General features: G+C 43.7%; 10 protein-coding genes. 7 read left to right on the forward strand and 3 right to left on the reverse strand.

The window, feature by feature from the left end:
- Positions 1 to 5: 5 nt before the first annotated feature.
- From AC1RNB_RS01310 to AC1RNB_RS01335, 6 genes are all read left to right on the forward strand, one after another.
- Complete coding sequence (locus AC1RNB_RS01310; protein ID WP_493080026.1) at positions 6 to 2,978, forward strand: PAS domain S-box protein; 2,973 nt, start codon at positions 6 to 8, stop codon at positions 2,976 to 2,978.
- Positions 2,975 to 3,418 carry a response regulator gene (locus AC1RNB_RS01315; protein WP_493080028.1) on the forward strand — a complete coding sequence of 148 codons (444 nt, stop codon included), beginning with the start codon at positions 2,975 to 2,977 and terminating at the stop codon, positions 3,416 to 3,418. The genes AC1RNB_RS01310 and AC1RNB_RS01315 overlap by 4 nt, the downstream gene beginning before the upstream one ends.
- Before the next feature lie 6 nt (positions 3,419 to 3,424).
- Positions 3,425 to 4,864, forward strand: a complete 1,440-nt coding sequence (locus AC1RNB_RS01320; RefSeq protein WP_493080029.1) for a PAS domain-containing sensor histidine kinase — start codon at positions 3,425 to 3,427, stop codon at positions 4,862 to 4,864.
- Between the two features lie 169 nt (positions 4,865 to 5,033).
- Entirely contained in the window at positions 5,034 to 6,374 is a 1,341-nt protein-coding gene (locus tag AC1RNB_RS01325; RefSeq protein ID WP_493080031.1) for an alpha-L-fucosidase, read from the forward strand.
- A 66-nt stretch (positions 6,375 to 6,440) separates the two neighbouring features.
- Positions 6,441 to 7,478: an LLM class flavin-dependent oxidoreductase gene (locus tag AC1RNB_RS01330; RefSeq protein ID WP_493080033.1), complete on the forward strand. Its 1,038-nt coding sequence runs from the start codon at positions 6,441 to 6,443 to the stop codon at positions 7,476 to 7,478.
- Between the two features lie 326 nt (positions 7,479 to 7,804).
- Positions 7,805 to 13,903 (forward strand): PAS domain S-box protein, encoded by a 6,099-nt coding sequence (locus AC1RNB_RS01335; RefSeq protein ID WP_493080035.1) that lies wholly within the window; start codon positions 7,805 to 7,807, stop codon positions 13,901 to 13,903.
- 150 nt (positions 13,904 to 14,053) lie between these two features.
- Here the strand turns inward: AC1RNB_RS01335 and AC1RNB_RS01340 are convergent, their stop codons facing one another.
- The 3 genes from AC1RNB_RS01340 to AC1RNB_RS01350 form a co-directional block, all read right to left on the reverse strand.
- Entirely contained in the window at positions 14,054 to 14,494 is a 441-nt protein-coding gene (locus AC1RNB_RS01340; protein WP_493080037.1) for an SWIB/MDM2 domain-containing protein, read from the reverse strand.
- A gap of 503 nt (positions 14,495 to 14,997) precedes the next feature.
- On the reverse strand, positions 14,998 to 16,383 hold the full coding sequence (locus AC1RNB_RS01345; protein ID WP_493080039.1) for a sugar porter family MFS transporter: 1,386 nt from the start codon (positions 16,381 to 16,383) through the stop codon (positions 14,998 to 15,000).
- A gap of 12 nt (positions 16,384 to 16,395) precedes the next feature.
- The gene (locus AC1RNB_RS01350; protein ID WP_493080040.1) at positions 16,396 to 19,077 is read right to left on the reverse strand and encodes an ROK family protein; all 2,682 of its coding nucleotides are present in this window, start codon (positions 19,075 to 19,077) and stop codon (positions 16,396 to 16,398) included.
- 480 nt (positions 19,078 to 19,557) lie between these two features.
- On the opposite strand from AC1RNB_RS01350, the gene AC1RNB_RS01355 reads away from it, so the two are divergent.
- Positions 19,558 to 22,671 carry a SusC/RagA family TonB-linked outer membrane protein gene (locus AC1RNB_RS01355; RefSeq protein WP_493080041.1) on the forward strand — a complete coding sequence of 1,038 codons (3,114 nt, stop codon included), beginning with the start codon at positions 19,558 to 19,560 and terminating at the stop codon, positions 22,669 to 22,671.
- Positions 22,672 to 22,704: the final 33 nt, after the last annotated feature.

The raw sequence follows: 22,704 nt of genomic DNA on the forward strand, positions 1-22,704 counted from the left end.
GTAAAATGCATCTCCCGCTATCCGATCTAATTCTGAAAAATCCTGAGCAGATGATTGCGCTGATCAGTAAGGAAGGCGTATTTCTTCATGTGAATGAGTTGTTCTGTTCTGTTACGGGTTACAGGTCTGATGAACTGCTGGGGCAAAACCGGAAAATCCTCGCTTCTGGTTATCATGACCAATCTTTTTTCGATAGTTTATGGAAAGCGAGTAATTCCGGTCATATCTGGAAGGGCGAGATCAAAAATAAACGCAAAAACGGTTCCTTATTCTGGATGGATACTACCATTATTCCATTGTTTGATAGTGAAGGTACTTTGGTTCAGTCTTTATCCATCAGTATAGATATCACAGAAAAAAAAGACAAAGAAGAAAAACAGCAGTTGCAGGAATGGATCATCAATTCTACCGATGATGCCGTGCTGAGTAAAGACCTGAACGGAAAGATTATCAGTTGTAATCACGGCGCAGAAAAGCTGTTTGGCTATAGCAAGGAGGAACTGATCGGTAAAACTATTTCCATCTTGATTCCCCCGGATCTGATGGAGGAAGACGCGACTCTGGTACGGAATATCCTGTCTGGCAAAAGGGTGGATAACTATGAAACAGAAAGGATAACCAAAAGCGGAACACGGATCCCCATAGCCATTTCTTTATCACCCGTAAAAGACATGGCCGGTAAACTGGTAGGTATTTCCAAAATTGCACAGGATATCAGTCTGCGTAAAAGGGAAGAAAAAATACTGGCAGAAGCCTCCGAAAAATACCGGACCTACTTTGCAAAAAGTCCGATACCCATGTTTGTGGTAGAAATTCCCGGTTACCGTTACCTTGATGTAAACCAGGCAGCCATTGACAACTACGGGTACACGAGAGAAGAGTTTCTCAGTATGAGTGCGGCAGATATCCGCACTGAAAAAGAAAAAGAGCGATTTCTGAGTACAACACCAATCATCGACCCCCATAAAACGTTCAACCGAGGTATATGGGAGCATGTTAAAAAAGATGGCACCCGCATTCGTGTGGGTATTAACGCAAGCGATATTGACTTTGAAGGCAAAAAAGCAAGACTGATCATGAGTCTTGATATTACCAGCCAGAAAGAAGCAGAAGAGAAACTGCAGAAGAGTGAAGCGCGGTACCGGCAGACATTGGATACCATGATGGAAGGCGTACAGATCATTGGATTTGATGGACGCCTTATTTATGTAAATGATAAACTGGCCGACCAGGCCAAATTCACCAAAGAGCAGATGATCGGCCGTACATTACCCGAATTATATCCCGGTGTGGAACAGGCGCCCATTTACCAATCGTACCAGAAATGCCTGAAAGACCGCCAACCCTTGCATTTCGAAGAGAAATTCGATTTCCCCGACCAGACGGTTCAGACTTTTGAGATCAGTGTGCAACCCGTGCCCGAAGGCATTTTCGTACTTTCTGCAGACGTAACCATGAAAAGGGAGTTGGATGAGAAAGTAAGGTTACTGAACGAAGCCATTGCCAAAAGCGAGAAACGTTTCCGCGGGGTGATCGAAAGCAGTCATGAGATTTTTTTATTGATGGATGCAGATCTTAACACCATTTACCGGAGCCCGTCTGCTGCCAGAATTATTGGGTATATGGAAGAGAATACACCGGAGTACCGGCTGTCGAGGGTGCATCCGGAAGATGTTCCTGCGTATAACCAAAGCATTGAAAAAATATTACATACCCAGCGAATACCGGTACCCATCAAGTTCCGGATGCGGCATTTTGAAGGGTATTATGTATGGCTCGAAGGGTTTCTGACCAACCTCTTGAACGATGATGCAGTTCAGGCAATTGTGGCTAACCTCCAGGATATTACACAAAGAAAAGTAGCAGAACAATTATTGCAGAAAAGCGAAAGGCTGTACCGTACAATTGCTTCCAATATACCGGGTTCGGCTATCTGTTTATTGGATACAGAGCTCACCTATACTTTGGTGGAAGGGGATATGCTGGAAAAATTTGGTTACAGCAAAGGAGAGCTGCTTGGGAAAAAAGTAATGGATATTGTTACGCCCGACAGGGCGAAAAAGATCATGGGCATTTTTCAAAAAGTGCTGCGTGGCGGCCAGGTCAGGATGGAAGATAGTATGGTGGGATACAGTACCATCTCTTCTTATATACCGTTGAAAGATGAGACAGGCGAAGTGCATGGAGTGATGGTAATCATTATTGATGTAACAGAACTGAAGCAGGCACAAAAGGAGCTTGAAAAGCTGAATATTTCACTTGAGCATATTATAGATGAAAGAACGGCCCAACTGATCACGGCCAATAAAGAACTGGAGGCTTTTTCTTATTCCGTATCACACGATCTGCGCGCTCCTTTACGGGGTATTGATGGCTGGAGCCTGGCTTTGCTGGAAGATTACGGAACACAACTCGATGAAAAAGCCAACCAGTATATTAACCGAGTAAGAACCGAGACACAACGAATGGGGGAACTGATTGATGACCTGTTGAAATTGTCAAGAATAGCCCGTACAGAACTAAAGCCCGCAAAGGTAGATCTGTCGGAGATTACGGCAATAATTGTAGCGCGTTTGCAGGAGGAAACTTCCGGGCGGCAAATTCATTTCAATATTACACCCGGTTTGATGGTAAAGGGTGATGCCAGTCTGCTGGAGATTGCCCTCACCAACCTGCTCAGTAATGCCTGCAAGTTCACTTCCAGAAAAGAAAGGGGTGAGATCGGATTCGGACTAACGGAATATGACGGGAAACCGGCTTTTTTTGTCAAAGACAATGGCGCTGGTTTTGACATGGCTACGGCCAAAAATCTGTTTGGCGCTTTTCAGCGAATGCATCGGCAAAGTGAATTTCCGGGAACAGGTATCGGGCTGGCTATCGTAAAACGGATCATCAGTTTGCACCAGGGTGATATATGGGCAGAAGCCAAACCTGATGAAGGAGCTACTTTTTATTTCACCATAAAAGAAAAACCATGAATAGCAAATCTATTCTGCTGGTAGAAGATAATCCCAGCGACGCCGCATTGGCCATGCGGGCATTCGACAGAAACAAACTGTTGAATCCGGTTATTCATGTGGAAGATGGCCAGGAAGCACTTGATTTTTTATTTGCAGAACGAAAATATGCCGACCGGAATATCGAAGATCTGCCAGCCCTGATACTGCTGGATCTGAAACTGCCATTGGTAGATGGACTGGAAGTGTTGCGAAGGGTGAGAGAGCACCCCATTACCCGACGGGCACTGGTGGTGATTTTAACTACATCCAAAGAAGAACAGGATGTAGCAGCGAGTTACGACCTGGGCGTGAACAGTTATATCAGAAAACCGGTTGATTTTAACCAGTTTGTAGAAGCGATCAAACAACTGGGGATATACTGGTTAATACTAAATGAAACTCCACCACCTGTTAAATAATTGGTTATGAAAATGAAACTGCAGTTACTGCTTTGCGAAGACGATGAAATGGATGCTGCCCTGATAATCAGGCAGCTGGAAAAAGAAAATTTTGAGATTGAATGGGAAAGGGTAGATAATGCAGACGCACTATCAGACGCGTTAACCCAACGGGCATGGGATATTATTTTGTCAGATTTTAATATACCGGGTTTTGGTGGGGCACAAGCGTTGGCGATTGTAAAGAAATCAGGTTTTGATATCCCCTTTATACTGATATCGGGTACCATTGGAGAAGAAGCAGCGGTGCAGATGATGAAAAAGGGTGCCAGTGATTACCTGATGAAAGGGAACCTGCAGCGCCTGGGAGAAGCGGTGAAAAGAGAACTGGAAGAATTCAGAATAAGAAAAGCCAAACAGGAAGCAGAAAGCATTATCAGGGCCAATGAAGAAAAATACCGGGCAGTGATTGACAATTCGTTGTATGCTATTTTTCTTGCACCTCCGGCGGGTTGTATACAGGAATCCAATGCCGCAGCCACTGCTATGTTCGGGTATAGCCGTGAGGAGTTTACCCAACTTGACCATCATACACTGTTTGATACCAAAGATGAAACCGTACAGGCAAAAATCATTGAGCGGGATGAAAAAGGAAAGGTGAAGGGAGAGTTTACCGGGATCAGGAAAAACGGAGAAAGATTTCCCTGCGAGATCGCTTCTGTTCTTTTTCATGACATACATGGCAAACAGATCGGATGTTCCATGATCGCCGATATTTCTGCCAGGCGTAATGCGGAACAGCAGTTACGGAATACACTGGATGAAATGCAACAGCTTTCCCAGCACTTAAAAGAGGCAAGGGAAGATGAAAGGAAGTTTATCGCCCGCGAAATACATGACGAAATAGGACAGCTCGCAACGGCTATTCAGTTGCAGTTATACATGCTGAAATTGAAATCAGCTGATCTCAGTGAACCCTGTCTTGAAAAGATAAACCGTTCAATGGAACTGTCTGATTTGATGATCAGCTCTGTCCGGCGGATCGCTACTTCCATCAGGCCCATTGCATTGGATGAACGTAATTTGAACGACGCCCTGCAATGGCAATGTGAACAACTGCAGGAGAACCATCAGATTAACTGCCGATTTACACGGGATTTTGACGACAGTAAATTATCACCCGAAGCGAAAACCGAATTTTTCAGGATCTGCCAGGAATCTATGACCAATGTATTGCGCCACGCGCAGGCTAGCCAGGTAGAGGTCTACATCAAGGAACAAGGTGAAAATATACATCTCTTGATCAAAGACAATGGAAAGGGGTTTGATACCAACCAGAAAACAACCCATCTGGGACTGATCGGTCTCAGAGAAAGAGCCCATTCGTTGAAAGGAGAACTAACCCTGACAACCGGATTGGGGCAGGGAACTATGATAGAAGTGATAGTGCCCAACCGCTGGAAATAAATGCAGGGTTTATCAGATACTGCAGAAGTCCCCAACGAGTTGCTATCTCCTCGTAAGCAACTGAAACAATTTAGCCGTATTTTTCAGAAAATTTACAGTACTGCCTGCTGCAGTTTACATTACCGGTGCATACTGTAGAAAAAATAGCCAATCATCACAAACTGTCTCTATGCCAACGATTATAAAAAAAGGTATTCCGCTGTTCCTGTTTTGTTTATCAGGTCTGTTGAGTAAGTCCCAGCCAAAAATCGATCCTGCATCCATCCGCCCTAAAATGCAATGGTTTGCAGATGCCAAACTGGGCATTTTTATTCATGCAGGAATTTATAGTGTAAAAGGAGTAGATGAATCCTGGGGTTTTTATAATAAAAAAATTCCTTACGCAGAGTATATGCAGCAGTTAAACGGGTTCACATTGGCTAAATATGACCCGGCTTTCTGGGCCGATCTGATCCAAGAAAGCGGTGCCCGTTATGCGGTTATTACTACCAAACACCACGATGGCGTAGCCATGTACGATACCCGTTTGAATAATCTCAGTTCTGTAAAAGCCACTCCCGCCAAAAAAGACCTGATCAAACCTTTTTTTGAAGAACTGCGTAAACGAAATATCAAAACCGGCGCTTACTATTCACTCATCGATTGGTCGCATCCGGATTATCCGGGTTTCCTGAAAGATAGTGCCCGCTACCAGGTGGCAAAGGACTACAGCCGCTGGAACCGGTTTAGAACTTTCTTTCAGGAGCAGATCCAGGAAATCAATTCCCTGTTTAACCCCGATCTCTGGTGGTTTGATGGCGATTGGGAACACAGCGCCGAAGAATGGGAAGCGCAGAAAGTGCGGAATATGATTTTATCCGGTAATTCAAACGCGATCCTTAACAGTCGTTTACAGGGCTACGGCGATTATGAAACACCCGAACAGAATTTTCCTGTAACCAAACCACCTTACCACTGGTGGGAACTCTGCATGACCACCAACGATAACTGGGGGTTTCACAACGACGAGAACTGGAAAACGCCGTATGAAGTGATCACTATTTTTGTAGATGCTGTGGCCAATGGCGGTAACCTGTTGCTGGATATGGGCCCCAAAGAAGATGGCACCATTCCCGAACCGCAGATCCATGTGCTGAAAGAACTTGGTAAGTGGAACCGGAAAAACGGAGAAGCCATATTCAATACCATAGCGGGCATTCCGAAAGGTCATTTTTATGGTGCTACTACCTTGTCGAAAGATTCTACCAGCCTGTATCTTTTTCTCCAGGGAAAAATCAGTGGAGAAATTACCCTGAAGGGATTAAAGAATAAAATACAGGATATTTCCGTATTGGGTAATAACACAAAATTGTCTCACAAGATCGTAGGAAAGATTTCCTGGAGTCCCGTTCCGGGATTGGTATATATACAGGTGCCGGAAGGCGTACAGGATCCCTATGTTACCGTATTAAAAGTGAAACTGGATAAACCGATACAGTTATACAGTGGCAGGGGCGGACTTGCGGAGTAGATGTTTCTTTCTCTGGGTTGCACTGGTTTACCTGTTAAATTTGCGTAGCTTTTAAAACAGACAACTATGGAAATCGGCATGATGAGTTTTGCAGATATGGAACCGGAAACCAGTGGTAAAGGGGTGAATGGTTTGCAGCGAATGAAAAATCTGCTGGAAGAAATACAGCTTGCAGACCAGTTGGGCCTGGATGTATTCGGTATCGGGGAACATCACCGCCCCGATTATGCTGTATCCTCTCCGGCCACAGTACTGGCTGCTGCCGCCATGGTTACCAAACAAATAAAACTGACGAGTGCCGTAACCGTACTCAGTTCAGATGATCCGGTAAGGGTGTACCAGGAATTTGCTACGGTTGATCTGTTATCTGGTGGCCGTGCAGAGATCATGGCTGGCCGTGGGTCTTTTATTGAATCCTTTCCGCTGTTCGGATACAACTTGGACGATTACGATTCCCTCTTCACGGAAAAATTAGACCTCTTACTAAAACTGAATAAAACTGAAAAAATATCATGGACGGGTAAACACAGACCGGAAATAAAAGAACTGGGTGTTTATCCGAGAGCATATCAAACCAGGCTACCCATATGGCTGGCAGCAGGTGGTACACCGGCTTCTGCCGTAAGAGCCGCCAAACTGGGATTGCCACTCATGCTCGCCATCATTGGCGGCATGCCTGAACAGTTTGCCGGATTTGTCAATCTGTATAAACAAACGGCCCTTCAGCAGGGCCAACAAATCAACGATCTGCAGGTCGGGGTTAACAATCATGTATTTATTGCGGAAGATTCGCAACAGGCAGCTGATAATTTCTTCCCTTATTATGCGGCCATGATGAACCGTGTGGGTCGCGACAGGGGATGGCCACCCTTAACACGCCCGCAATTCGAAGCAGCCCGCTCACCCCGTGGAGCTTTAATGGTAGGCAGTGTAGAACAGGTGGTTGAAAAAATTCTTTTTGAATATGAATTGTTCGGTAATACCCGCTTTCTGGCACAGGCCAGCCTGGGTTTGGTACCTCATACCATGACCATGCGTTCGATTGAATTGTTTGGTACAAAAGTGGTGCCGGCTGTGCGGAAAGAGTTGGGAGTTAAAAGTTAGGAGCCTGGAGTTAGGGGTAAACCCCGGAGAGTACAATTATGATAAATAACCACCGGCTGGCTATATTTTACATGCGTATTCTTTCTGTACAGGATAATTTACTTGTTACAGCAACAATGCATGTAAAGTGAATAGCCTTATTTATATATCCCATGTATACTACAGTTAATGCACCTACTTGCCTTATCCTGTTAAGTAAATTTCACTTGTAGAATTTGTACTACTTTTTGCGTAGATGTACGCCAGAATTTTACACTAATCACTACAAACGAATAGTAATTACAGGGTAAGTTGCGTATCTTCCTGATATCCAACTACTGTGTTGTATGAGAGAAGATTCCAATAAACAACTAGACGAAATTAGCCTGTCTCACTACAAAGCATTGATCGAAAATTCAATGTCTGCCATCTTCTTCACAAAACCAGATGGAACCATACTGGATGCCAATCCGGCCGCATGCCATATGTTTTATTATACGGTGGAAGAGTTCAGGAAGTTGGGGTGGGCGGAAATAATGGATACCACTACAAAATCTTTTCAAGACCTTATTGCGCAAAGAAATACCACTGGCCACGCCAAAGGGGAATTGATCGCTATCAGAAAAAACGGGGAAAGGTTTACCATAGAAATCTCATCTTCGGTTTTCTATGATGCCGTAGGAACGGCCTATACCAGTATCATTGCTAATGATATCTCGGAACGAAAACGGGCGGAACAGGAAACCGCTCTTATGATCAAAAATACAGAAGAATCATTTGTGCTGGTAGATAGGGAGCTGAAAATCATTTCTTTTAATGCACAATGTGAAAGGTTTTATAAAGAGCATTTTAAACAGGACCTTAAAAAGGGTGCATACCTGCTCGATTATCTTGTTCCTGAAAGAAGAGAGATATCTGCTGGTATCTATGAGCGGGTATTAACGGGTAAGACAGAAGTGCTGGAATATACAGTTACCCTGCCTGATCAGACTGTCAAATATTTTTCTGTACGATATCATCCAGCCAAAAATGAACTCGGCGAAATTATCGGCGTATTTATCACTTCCATTGATAAAACTGTAGAGAAACAACTTGAGGCGACGCAGACAAAACTTTCGGAACAATTGTGGTCGCGTAATAAGTTCATTGAACTGATACTTGAATATCTGCCCATCGGCATTGCTGTAAATAATATCGATGATGGAGCCGTTACACTCATTAACAGCCAGTTTGCATCAATATACGGATGGTCAGAAGAAGAACTCAGAGATGTAGAAACGTTTTTTACAAAAGTATACCCCGATGAAGTTTACCGGAATAAAATAAAAGCGCGGATCCTGGCCGATATGCAGAGTGGGGTAAGGGATAGGATGCAATGGAATGAAGTGCAAATTACAACGCGCACAGGTGAAGAAAGAATCATCAATGCCAGAAATATTCCGATCTATGATCAGAATCTCATGATTTCTACCGTGCTGGATGTTACAAACGAATCCCAACAGGCCGCGGCCCTGAAACAGGCCAAGTTTAACCAGGATGCATTGATTAATGGAACCAATGACCTGATCTGGTCCGTTGATAAGGATTTTTGTATGATTGCTGCCAACAATGCATTCCGGCAACTGACAGAACAAACTACCGGAAAGTCCATTAAAGAAGGTGATCCTGTTTTGACAGAGGTATACGGTTCTGCCAAAAACAAGGAATGGGTGAATTACTATCAGAGAGCATTCAATGGTGAAAATTTTAATATCCGCGAAAGTTTTCTGAATCCTTTTACAAATAAGGAGCAGCATAGCCTCGTCTCATTCAGCGGTATGTACAACGATGAGGGGCAGTTGTACGGGGTGTGCTGTAATGCAAAAGATATTACCGAAGAGGTCTTGAATATTGAGGCATTAAAGGAGGCCAAGTATAAACTTGGAAGAGTACTTGATTCTTCTTTGGATGTGATCTGTGCATTAACGGCAGAAGGCGTTTTTATACAGGTAAGCCATGCCGCAGAAAGGATCTGGGGATATACGCCGGAGGAACTGATCGGGAAAAAGTTTACTGATATCATATATCAAGAGGATCTGTCGGATACCCAGCATAAAATCGGAAGAATCATGGGGGGCGACCCTGTTCAGTTTATCAGAAACCGGTACGTACATAAAACCGGCAGGCTTGTGCAGATGGAGTGGTCGGCCAGATGGGATCCTGAATCAAAACTACGCTATGCCGTAGGCAGGGATGTGACAGAGAAAATAGAAATGGAAAAGGCCCTGGTTGTATCTGAACAGAAATATAAAACGCTGTTCGATGAAAATCCTTTTCCGATGGTTATATGGGATTTTGAGACCAAAAAAATCCTTGACTGTAATGCCATTGCCCTGGAGAAATACGGGTATACGCGAGAAGAATTTTTATCTCTCACCATCTGGGATCTCAGGCCGGAGGAGGATATTCCTCTGTTGAATGAGTTTGTAAGGGACGAATCTTCTTACGGACCGGTACATCGGAAGATATGGCGGCATAAGAAGAAGAACGGGGAAATCATGATGATAGACCTGAAAGGACAAATCATCGATTATAATGGCCGACGTGCATCGCTGGTAATCAGTAATGATGTTACAGAAAAGATACAGGCAGAAGAGAAACTGAAAGAAACAGAAACCTATCTCGCAGAAGCACGTAGGTTAGCCAAAATGGGAAGCTGGAATTATGATTTAAGTACAGATAAAGTTACCTGGTCAGATGAATTGTACGAAGTATTCGGGATTGATAAATCATCTTTTGCAGATTCATTTGAATCCTTTGTTAACCTGGTAAACGCGGAAGACAAGGAATTGGTGATTAATAATAACAGGCATACCCGGATCATGGGCGATCCTTTTTCCATGGAATATCATATCACTACCCCGGCGGGCGAAGAAAAAGTCATCGAAGAGTTCGGGTATGGGCAGAAAAATGCTGCGGGTACTGTGATAAGAATATTCGGTACAGCCCAGGATATCACCGAGCGGAAAAAAGCGGAGCAGAATATCAGAGATGCTAACCAGCGTTATGAATATGTAACCAAAGCAACATTTGATGCTGTATGGGATTGGGATATACCTACGCGGAAAGTGATCTGGGGGGAGAACTACTACCGGATTTTTGGATTTAAGGAAGACCCTTCTGTATCCGATATGGAAAATGTACTGGCAAGAATTCATCCGGATGAAAAGGACTACCTGGTGAAAAGAGTAAATGAATCGCTGTATTCAAATGTAACTACCTGGGAAGAAGAACATCGTTTCCTTCGGTCGGACGGGAGTTATGCTTTTGTATCCAACAATGCCCTTATCATCAGAGATAAAGAAGGCAGAGCCGTACGGGTTATTGGTGCGATGCAGGATATTACCAAACAAAAAGAAGAAGAGCTGCATTTGCGCTTATTAGAATCTGTTATCACCAATACCCAGGATGCCGTATTGATAACGGAAGCAGAACCATTTAATGCTCCGGGCCCTACAATCGTATATGTGAATGAGGCGTTTACTAAAATGACAGGTTATCGGGCTGAAGAAGTTATTGGCAAAACGCCAAGAATACTACAGGGGCCGAAATCTGATAGAAATGAATTGGCGCGACTCGGAAATGCTTTGCGTAACTGGGAACCCTGTGAGATAACTACCATCAACTATAAAAAATCAGGGGAAGAGTTCTGGATCAATTTTTCAGTCAGTCCCATAGCTGATAAAAATGGTTGGTTTACCCATTGGATCGCCATAGAAAGAGACGTAACCATCCGGAAACTGGAGGAATTGCAGAATGCACTTTTCGCAAAAATCAGTCTCCTGTTTGCAGAGCCGGTAGAACTGAAACAGATCCTCGAAAATGTTTTGGTAGAAATATGCAGTTTTGCAGATATAGACGTGGCAGAAACCTGGTTACTCAGTGCCGACCAGACGCGTATTCGCCAGATTACAAAATTTGAAAGAAACAATACGATCGGGTGGGTTGCCAATGTAAGAGACTATTGGTCACTTTCCACTAAAGAAGGCCTGGTAGGAAAAGCGCTGGATACAGGAACGATCCATTACTGGAACGATATTCCTGCGATAGACGATTTTATCCGTAAAGAAGATGCGCTGAGTTCCGGTTTACAGCATATCTGGGGTGTTCCTTTATTGAATGGGCAGGAAAAAGTAGGCGTATTGATGTTCCTGAACAGGCACGAATCAACGGATGCGCATCAAAAAAATGAACTGCTTTTCAGTAAAATCGGCAATTACCTCAGTGCAGAGATAAAAAGAAAACAATTAGAACAGGAGTTAAGCCGCGTTTTCAGTATTGCACCTGATATTATCTCCATCGTGGGTACAGATGGTTATTTTAAAAAGATTAACCCGGCACTCACAGATATGCTGGGATATAGCGAACAGGAATTATTATCGGTTCCTTATATAGAATTTGTTCATCCCAACGACAGGGAAGAAACCATCCGGGAGCAAAAAAATTTTCTCGAAGGCGATCTTTCCTTTCTGTATGAAAACAGGTGGCTAACAAAATCCGGAAAATATATCTGGATCTCCTGGACGGCTACCCCACTGCTGGAAGAAAACCTGTTTTTTGCTGTCGGAAAAAATGTAACAGAGGGAAAGGAATTGCAGCAACTGCTTGATTCCGCTACCACACTGGCCCAGATTGGCGGATGGGAATCGGATCTGATTCAGCAGACCTATTTCTGGTCGGATATTACCCGCGACATATACGAAGTTGACGAATCATATGTTCCAGATCTGGAATCAAGTATTCAGTTTGTGAAAGAAATACACCAACCCCTCATTAAAAAATCGTACGAGCAAGCCATGATGCATGGAACCTCGTATGATATAGAAGTAATATTGATTACTGCCAGCGGAAAAGAAAAATGGGTCAGAATTATTGGGCAGGCAGAGTTTATCAATGATAAATGTATCCGGGTGTTTGGAAGTTGTCAGGATATCAATGCCCAGAAATTAAATGCATTGGCGGTAACACGAATTCTTCATGAAAAAGATACGATTCTGGAAAGTATCGGGGACGCTTTTTTTGCCGTAGACCAGGATTTAAGGATTACTTACTGGAACCGGATGGCAGAAACTGTGCTGGGTAAATCAAGAGCTGAGGTAATGGACCGTCATTTGTATGAAGTTTACCAGGATGATTTTGATGACAACTACCATTATTATCTGAATGCCGCTTTTTCAGAGCAGAAAAGTCAGCGTTTCGAAATGCACCTTGCTTCGTTGGATCTATGGCATGAAGTAAGTGTATACCCTTCTTACCAGGGATTATCTGTTTATGTGAAAGATATCACCTACCGTAAACAGGCCGAAAAAGATGTCAGAGAATCCAACGAAAGGTATCACCTCGCAGCAAAAGCCACCAACGATATTATCTGGGATTGGGATCTTACCAACAACCTGTTTGTTCGCAATGCAGACAATGTAGAAAGAATGTTGGGTTATCCTCCGGAAATATCACAATCGGCCGACTTTGACTGGTTACGGCTGATACATGCTGAAGATGCAGACCGGATTCAACAGAAAATTTTCAGTATGATAGAAAATACGGAAACATTTTATATGGATGATGAATACCGCGTTAAAAAAGCTGATGGCAGTTATGCCTATGTGTATGAGAGAGCCTACATCTTACGGGATGAAACGGGTAAAGCATTGCGGATGATCGGGTCTACTGAAGATGTAAGCAAGATGAAAGAAAATGAACTGCAGTTAAAGAAACGGGCGGAAGAACTGGCAGTTTCTAACATGGAACTGGAACAATTTGCTTTTGTAGCTTCTCATGATTTGCAGGAACCGTTGCGGATGATTACCAGTTTTCTTACTCAATTAGATAAAAAATACGAGGCAGTGCTGGATGATAAGGCAAAACAGTATATCTATTTCGCAGTAGATGGCGCTAAACGTATGCGGCAGATTATCCTTGATTTACTGGAATATTCGAGGGTGGGAAGGGTAGAAAGTGTACAGGAGAATATTAATATGGAAACCTTACTCAATGAAGTTACCCTTCTGTTGCAGAAAAAGATCAAAGAAAAGCAAGCCGTTATCCGCATTGATCCTTTACCGGTTATCTTTTCCTATACAGCTCCGATGAGGCAGGTATTCCAGAATCTCATCAGTAATGCACTTAAATACAGTAAAAAAGATACTCCGCCAAAAATACATATCGGGGTGAAGGAATACCCGGATCGCTGGCAGTTTTTTGTTGCCGACAATGGCATCGGAATCCATTCCGATTACTTTGAGAAGGTATTTATTTTATTCCAGCGCCTGCACACAAACAGTGAATATTCAGGAACCGGTATGGGATTAACCATCAGTAAAAAAATAGCAGAAAGCCTAGGAGGAAAAATATGGCTGGAGTCTGAAGAAGGTGTAGGAACTACTTTTTATGTTGAAATACCTAAATAAGATCAGGTATACTGTTACTCCTGCTAGCTTGGTTGCCGACCAGCAGCAGGAGTAATAGATAACCAGTGTTACTGCAGTTCCTACATGAGCCTGGTACAATAAAAAAGTGGCACTGTTCAGGTGCCACTTTTTGGTATGAAGCAGAAGGTATTATTTCACATTCTTGCTGATAATGCCTCCGATCTCAAACATAGATACCTGTGCTTTACCGAATAAAGGTTTCAGCAATGCATCTGCGTTGATCATTCTTTTGTTCTTTGCATCCTGCAGGTTGTTCTTTTTGAAATAGTCCCACAGTTTTTTAACGATCTGTCCGCGTGATAATGGTTTGTTACCAATCACAGCCGCCAGTTTATCATTAGCAGTCATAGGAACTAATAAGGCAGGGTTTGCTTTTCTTTTGGCAGCTTTTTTAGGGGCTGCTTTTTTGGCGGCTTTCTTAGGAGCAGCTTTTTTCACTGCTTTTTTAGGAGCGGCTTTTTTTACTGCCTTTTTAGGAGCAGCTTTTTTAGGAGCAGCCTTCTTGGCGGCTTTTTTTGGGGCAGCTTTTTTCACTGCTTTTTTTGCGGGTTTCTTTGCAACTTTTGCCATAATGTTTTAGAATTTAAGTGAACAGGTCAGTTTGCAGCCTCAAATTACGTAAATCCTGCCTTTTAAAGGCATTGAGTAATTCACATTTTCTTACCTATTTGGGAAGAAGTAGATTCCCGGTGTATCTGTAGCTGTAGCGGGGCAAAATCCAGGTTTGTTCCATCAGTAACGAAACAATACCTGAAACGGCTGGTAAATACGGGAAGATCACATTAGACAAGTAACAAATGCGGTCAATTAGCAGAGCGGGTAAGGTTTCAGCAAAAAGCGGCAAAATCACCCGCCAGCACGTGACGGTTTATGTAGGGTGTTTTAGTAGAAATTGGTAGTTGGTGCTGAAAGTCAATGGATTAGGAGGTGTCGGTATATGGCAGATTGATGGATTGGGTTGGTTTATTGCCTATTGCCTATTCATCACTCACAATCGATCTTTTGTCAGATTCATTTTCTTCACTGTGTACTCACTCATTTTATTACTCCGCATCTTCCCTGAAGGTTGGTTGTTACCCGTTCCAGAACTTTTCAATTTCTTCCAGGCTTTTGCCCTTGGTTTCTGGGATTTTTTTCCAGGTGATATAAAATGCATACACGCTACACAGGGCAAACACAAGGAAAGTAACAGAAGCCCCTGCCCCGTTGAGCAGTACCGGGAAAAACTGTCCAACAATCCAATTGGCAATCCATAAGCTCATGGTTGAAATAGCCACCGCTTCGGCCCTTACTCCGGTAGGGAATATTTCAGATACCACCACCCAGGTAACCGGTCCGAAGGAAAAAGCAAAACAGGCAATGAACAGGATCACAGGTACCAGTACCAGCCAACCACCTGAAATATCCGTAGCAAACAGGAGCGATGCCAGTAACAAAGAGAAAACGGCTCCACCAATACCCCATAAAAGCAATGGCTTGCGGCCGGCTTTGTCAATAAAATAGATGGCTACTACCGTAAACAACATATTTACGATCCCGATGGTTACCTGTCCGCCCAGTGCTTCGCCTAATTGAAACCCTGCTTTTTCGAGTATGGAAGGTCCATAGTAAATAATGGCATTGATACCGCTGAACTGCGATAAAGCCGCTAATAAGATACCGATGAATAAAGGGCGTTTGAGTTTGCCGCTGAATAAAGTGGTTATTTTAACGGAGCCGGCCGGACTGAGTGAATCACGGATAGCAACCATCTCTTTAGCAGCATATTCCCTGCCCGAAATTTTTGTGAGAATACTGTCTGCTTCACCGGTTCTGTTCTGTAAAGCCAGCCAACGGGGGCTTTCCGGGATCAAAAAAGTCATCAGCAGAAAAATAACTGCAGGGATAATACCAACAGCAAACATACCCCGCCAGGGTTCCAGTATAAATATCCGTTCTGCCCATCCTGTTGTAGCAAGGGGAGAAGCCGAAGCCTGGATATAGGCGTTGGAAAAATAAGCCAGCAGGATACCAATGGTAATGGCCAGCTGGTAATAGGTAACTAATTTACCCCGCAGGTTGGCAGGAGCCATTTCTGACAGGTACATGGGGCAAATAACAGAAGAAACCCCGATGCCCACACCTCCGATGAGTCGGAAGATGATGAGCATAAAAACGCCCGGTGTAACGGCACACCCGATAACGGAAATGATGAACAGTAAGGCAGATAAAAACATTACTTTTTTTCTGCCGGACAGGTTACTGAGTTTTCCGGTTATGGCCACACCGGCAATACAACCAACCAGTGCAGAGCTAACATACCAACCTTCCATAAGGGTGCTCATGTGGTATTGCTTTTTTACAAAGCTGATGGTGCCGGAGATAACAGCTGTATCAAATCCGAATAAAAAACCACCCAGTGCTGCCGTAAAGGTTAGCAGGGTTAAGAAACCGATATTAACGCTATTTATTTTTTTCATGATTGTTGTATTTTAACAGTGTTCATCTTTTACGTAAGCCACTACGAGGTATGCTTTCTCTTCCGGTTCTGTGCAAACCTGGTACTCACCGGCAGCGGCCGGTATAATAAATGTTTCGGCATAATGAAATACCTGTTGCCTGGTTCCGGTTTGTACGTTAATATGCGTTCCCTCTACCAGCATACAGCAATGACAGTGGCCGTTAGTGGGAATGGTGATCTGCCCGGTAAACTCATAGCGGTCAATACGGTAGAAATGTTCAGAGTGGGTGGGCAGTTTCAGTTTTCTACCGCCTGGCCACTCAGCTTCCGTAACAGGATGAGAGATCAGTTGCTGCTGCACATAATCACCCTGCCTGTCGAAGTATAGATTATTGAACGCGTGTTCAATATTGATCGGACGTGGCTGGCCGTTCAGATCCAGTCTTAGCCAGTCGTACATTTTAAAAGTAAAAATATAAGGGGTGTTACTGATCTCCAGCACCATATTGTTTTTCCCGGAGGCATGAACGGTGCCGTTAGGGATGAGAAAGAGATCGTGCTTGTGCGCTTCTTTTTTCTGGATAAATTTTTCAATATCCACTGCCACCGCTTTTTCCTGCGCATCGGTTAAAGCATTCTTTAGTTCTGCAGGGTCAATGCCTTGTTGAAAACCGAGGTACACACTAGCTCCGGGTTCACAGTCGAGTATATAATAGGTCTCATCCTGTGTAAAGTTTTCACCGAACCTTTCCCGGATATAAGCAGGCCGGGGATGACATTGTACAGATAGGTTACCCCCGTCATAGGTATCGAGAAAATCAAAACGGATCGGGAATTCATTACCAAAACGTTTGGCTGCCTTACCCAAAAGGTTTTGGTTATTCATGAATAACAGGTAATCGAAAGATACTTCCAGCAGGTAACTATTTCCTTCCAGCACAATCCCGTTCTCTGGTGTGATCAATTCAAAAGACCATGCATAATTGATCTCTTCCTGGTTTAGTCCGGCAATTTTCTTTTTCATCCAGTTACCGCCCCATATACCTGCTTCGAACCAGGGCCTTGCACGCAGTGCATGACTGGTCATGTCAAGTAAAGTGTTGCGGAAATCGTTACCCTGCATCCAGGTTATGGTGGTGATCCGCTGTTCATCAACTATATAATCAATTGCAGGAAGCAGTTTTTCCTTGTGTTTGTTCAGTACGGGCCAGTCAACAAAATAAAACCGTTTGTAGGTTTGGGTGTTGGACGAAACAGATGTTGCGCCAATATTGGTGATACTACCGGCCCGCATGCGGTATTGAATCTCGTTTTTGGGTGTATCTGCATAAATCAACGGCCCCTGCCAGTTACTTAAAGCGGCACCGGTACCATACACGATGCAGATGTCGGCCGCGGGGTCTGGTTGTAGTAAGTTTATTTTTTCCTGGTCAAAAAAATCAGCCAGTTCGCCGGTATATCGTTTTCCAAAAACGGGATCGTTGCCGTTTACATTTTCCGCCAACATACTGTTGATCCTGGTACTGTCATGCAGGCAGGTGCTGATATCGTACCAGTATGCTTTCCGCTTGTTTGCCTGTAAAGCTTCCTGCAGCTGTTGCCTGAAAGGTTCCCACAGTACGCCTCCATATCCATCAATGACAACTATTTTTTCATTATGTATTTTTTCGGCCAGGGAATGAAACCCCGTGAAAACCGGGTGAGGGCTTTGGTAAGATGGGAAAACCTGGTACCCGCTTTGTTCTGAAATATCGGTTGATACAGGTAATAATGGTTGTGTTGACTTTCGGTATGTATGGATCATTGTGTTTTCAGTTGGTGGATAGTTATCGGATGGTGCCTGTAAAGCGGCACCGGTTAAAATACATTCTTCTGTATCGTTACAATACAGAATGTCCAGTGCCGGTATCAGTGGGGCAAGTTCTTTTGTTAAAGCAGCACCGAACAGATGATGGGCTTTTGACAGGTTGCCACCTACGATCAGCTCGTTGCAACCGAATTGTTGTAACCAGGGTAATAAAAAAGTCCCAAGGTTAGTGCCGAATTGAGTAAAAATGGATTGGGAAACAGCTGTATTGCTATCGGCCAGTTCCTTAACTGATGTAAGTTGTGTGCCGGTTTGTTGCTGATATGCCTGAAAAAACCAGCGGGTAGAGATATATTCTTCTGCAGTTCCGGAAAGGAAGGGTTGGTTATAAAAACAACCATTTTCCGGGATGGCGTCATCCGCAGTAACCAGATTGCCATCTTTCATAAAAGCGGAACCTAAACCGGTTCCGAGGGTAATGCATACGGTTCTGCTGCTGCGTAACCGGTGACGTTGGTATACGCCGTATGCAAAACAATGCGCGTCATTAGAAAAATGAAAAGGCATATTGTACAAGCCGGTAACAGTTTTCAATGCCTGTGCTATATGAAGTCCATAGGTAGTTGCAAACTTTCCGCCCACACCGGTTATTTTGCTGATCCCTTTTGGGTAGTCAAAAGGCCCCGGGAACGCCAGGCCAATAGAATGGATGCCAGGGGAGGTTTTCAGAACGGTCAGGATGCCGCCGGCAATATCGTTTACAATTTCATTGGCAGAGGCCGTGCTGTTTATTTGTTTCCGAAATACTTCTAAAGTAGGTTCTCCTTTTCCGGTAATATCAATAACACTGAAAGAAGCATGGCTTCCTCCTATGTCTATCCCCATCCGGTTGGTTGCTGCTGTCATATGAGTGATCGGTTTTTCTTATAATGATTGCTGTGTATAACTGGGGTGCAACACGATTTTGACGTTTTGTATTCCTGCTGAAATAGACTGCTGTTTATTGCCGGATCAGAGCCGCTTTTATTTTTTACTGCCTAAAATAATTGTTGAAAATGTAGCCTGCACTGCGGTTTGTATACTATGCTGCGGACACAATACTAAATAAGAAAACCTTCATCAACAACTTAATTGACGCAGAAATTGCGTAAAAAAAAGGAGGCAAATATTTTACTTCATTTAGCAAATTTTGGCGTTGATACCCTTTGTGCAACTATCTATTTTTGGAAATACAAGTATCCTATTCTGGTTTGGGTTGTTTCGTTGAAACATAGCCGGGTTGCCATATCCCGGGTAATAGCATGTAATATGTATGCCTGACACAGAAGAAATAATTGTAAGCCTTATGCATTTTCTTAAACACTTAAAAACGATAAAAACAAGGCCATGACTCAAAATCAATTTTTAAAACGATTGCTACTTTTGTTTTGCGGGTGTTGCCTGTACCTTATCTCCTTTGCACAAACCGTTGGTGGAAAAGTAACTGATGAAAATGATGCCCCATTAGCCGGCGTGTCTGTACAGGTTATGAATACTGCCAGGGGAACCACAACCAATGAGAAGGGGGAGTTTACATTGCAGGCGCAGCAGGGCGCAACGCTTGAATTTACATTCATTGGTTATGTAACGGTTACCCAGAAAGTATCGGGCAGCTATCTGACCGTTAAAATGAGTAAGAGTGCAGATAATGTGCTGTCTGATGTAGTGGTAGTAGGTTATGCCACGCAGAAGAAAGTGAGTCTCTCCGGCTCCGTTTCTGTGATTGGCAGAAAATCGTTGGAAAACAGGCCGGTTACCAATGCTATCCAGGCATTGCAGGGGCTTTCTCCCGGCCTGGTGGTTACCCGTACAAGCGGACAGCCCGGATACGAAGGATGGAATATCAATATCCGTGGTATTTCTTCGTTAAACGGAACCAATAACCCGCTGTTAATGGTGGATGGGGTAGAATATGCCAACCTTACCCTGATTAACCCGGATGATATTGAGTCTATTTCTGTGTTGAAAGATGCTTCAGCCGCTGCCATTTATGGTGCCAAAGCCTCTAATGGTGTGATGCTGATCACCACCAAAAATGGTAAAGCCGGTAAGGTAACGGTGAATTATACCGGTATGTTCCAGAATAAAAGTCCACTGAGTCTTCCTAAGACCGTTCCTTTTAATATCAGTGCCACACTGCAGAACCTGGCCAATAAAAACAACGGGGGAGCTCCTTCCTGGAGTGATGCACAGATAGCCATGTTCAAAGATCCCAATATCACATTCCTGCCTACCGATCCGGCCAATACATTCTATTATAGCGAGATGGACTATGTTTCCATGACGGTAAAAAAGAATATCGGTGCCGTATCACACAATATCAACTTAACCGGCGGTAATGAGAATACAAGGTATTTTATCGGACTGGGTTATAACGACAACAGTGGTATGCTGAAAGTGGGGCCCGACAGGAATAAACGTTATAACGCCAGGATCAATCTCACTACTAAATTCAATCACATATTCAGCCTTGATTCACGTTTATCTTTTACACAGAATAAAGTAGAAGCGGCGGCCGGTTCACTGGATGGTGATTATGGCTTGCTCTACAATATTTATAACCTGAGGCCGATCACCCCGATATTTGTTCCGGGCGATGAATCAAAATATTTATCCGGTGTTAATACCTATGCTACTTTAAAGGATGGTGGTTTTAACAATACCACGCAGAATGTGCTGGATGCCGTATTTACTTTTAAAGCAGATAACCTGGTTAAGGGATTACAGTTAAGTGCCAACTATAGCCCCCATCTGGAGCAGAGTGTACAGGATATGTTCTTTAAAACCGTACCCATGTACAGTTTCGTAAAAGCTTCCGGCACTTTTGCACAGAACGCATGGGTAAACAGATCTAATTCGCTTAATAAGTACCGGATCTCTCAAAACTCCTATACCTCCAATTTCCTGGCAGATTATGGTACGTCTTTTGGCGAACATCATTTACGTCTGCTCGGAGGTGTACAATACCAGGGTTATAATTTTAACCGGATGAATGCCAGCCTTACCAACCTGATCAACAATAACCTGGCTACCCTGAATTATACCACCAATGCTACCTTACCGGTAACATCCATCTCTGATGATCTGCAGGCCAATGCATGGCAGTCTTTTTTCGGACGTATTAACTATGATTATAAGAATAAATATTATGTAGAAGCCACTTTGCGCAATGATGCCAGCTCCCGTTTGGCACCTGGTAATCGTGCACAGACTTTCCCGGCTTTTTCTGTAGCATGGCGTATGTCGCAGGAGAAATGGATGGAGAAGATCAAATTCGTCAACGAGTTAAAAGTAAGAGCTTCATGGGGTAAACTGGGTAATGCACAGCTGGGTCAGTTGTACCAGAACAATTATCCATCTATCGCCACATTGGTAAATGGAGTATATCCCTTTAACAATGCCGCTTCCACTTTTATTTACCAGCGCGCATTACCCTCTGACGCACTTGGATGGGAAACCGTTACTACTACCAATATTGGTATCGACTTCTCCCTTTTCCAGAGCAGGCTGAGTGGAAGTTTTGATGTGTATGAAAGAGTGAACGATAACATGCTGATCCCCGTTAACCTTCCGGCAGTATTGGGCGTAATACCCAGCACTTCTAATGCAGCTGCCATGAAAACAAAGGGTTGGGATCTTGACCTGAACTGGAGAGATAAAATCGGCAAAGTAGCTTATTCTGTAGGGTTCAACCTGAGTGATAATAAAAATGAGATCACTAAGTACCTCGGAAACGTAGTGTACAGCGAAGGAGTAAACCAGGCATTACCTGGCATGCCCATCAACTCAATCTTTGGTTACAGATCAACAGGGTATTTTCAATCGGTAGATGAAGTAGCACAAAGTGCCAAACAGTTTGGAGCCACCAACCAGGGCCCTGGGGATATTAAATACCAGGATGTGAATGGAGATGGTGTGATCAATGGTGGTACCGGTACCCCGGCCAACCACGGAGACCTGGTATACCTTGGCAATACAGCCCCCCGGTATAATTTTGGCATCAATCTCGGTGCGCAGTGGAATGGCTTTGACCTTTCTGTTTTCTTCCAGGGAACCGGCAAAAGGAATATTATTCTCTATCCTTACCAGGTAATTCCATTCGGACAAAGCTGGCGTTACCCGCTGGATAATTATATTGATAATTACTGGACCGAAAGCAACCGGAATGCCAGGTTCCCAAGACCTATTGCCGGTGGTGGTACCAATATGCGCATCAACAGTGCTTTTGTACAGGATGGTGCTTACCTCAGGCTCAAAAACGTGCAATTGGGTTATACCATACCTGCACAGCTGCTGAGTAAGTATAAAATACAGAAACTGCGTGTGTTCTTCAGCGGACAGGACCTGTTTACCATGACCAAAATGTGGTACAAGTATTTTGATCCCGAAAGTCCGAACAATGTTTCATACGCGTATCCCTATTTCAGTACGTATGCATTTGGTGTAAATGTCACTTTCTAATTTCAGAAAACGGGAGCAGGTCAGGTATTGTTA

Source organism: Sediminibacterium sp. GW821-FHT12F12 (genome assembly GCF_058806635.1).

Coding starts and splice junctions, on each gene's coding strand:
- AC1RNB_RS01310 (WP_493080026.1), top strand. CDS start 6: ATGCATCTCCCGCTATCCGATCTAATTCTGAAAAATCCTGAGCAGATG.
- AC1RNB_RS01315 (WP_493080028.1), top strand. CDS start 2,975: ATGAATAGCAAATCTATTCTGCTGGTAGAAGATAATCCCAGCGACGCC.
- AC1RNB_RS01320 (WP_493080029.1), top strand. CDS start 3,425: ATGAAAATGAAACTGCAGTTACTGCTTTGCGAAGACGATGAAATGGAT.
- AC1RNB_RS01325 (WP_493080031.1), top strand. CDS start 5,034: ATGCCAACGATTATAAAAAAAGGTATTCCGCTGTTCCTGTTTTGTTTA.
- AC1RNB_RS01330 (WP_493080033.1), top strand. CDS start 6,441: ATGGAAATCGGCATGATGAGTTTTGCAGATATGGAACCGGAAACCAGT.
- AC1RNB_RS01335 (WP_493080035.1), top strand. CDS start 7,805: ATGAGAGAAGATTCCAATAAACAACTAGACGAAATTAGCCTGTCTCAC.
- AC1RNB_RS01340 (WP_493080037.1), bottom strand. CDS start 14,494: ATGGCAAAAGTTGCAAAGAAACCCGCAAAAAAAGCAGTGAAAAAAGCT.
- AC1RNB_RS01345 (WP_493080039.1), bottom strand. CDS start 16,383: ATGAAAAAAATAAATAGCGTTAATATCGGTTTCTTAACCCTGCTAACC.
- AC1RNB_RS01350 (WP_493080040.1), bottom strand. CDS start 19,077: ATGACAGCAGCAACCAACCGGATGGGGATAGACATAGGAGGAAGCCAT.
- AC1RNB_RS01355 (WP_493080041.1), top strand. CDS start 19,558: ATGACTCAAAATCAATTTTTAAAACGATTGCTACTTTTGTTTTGCGGG.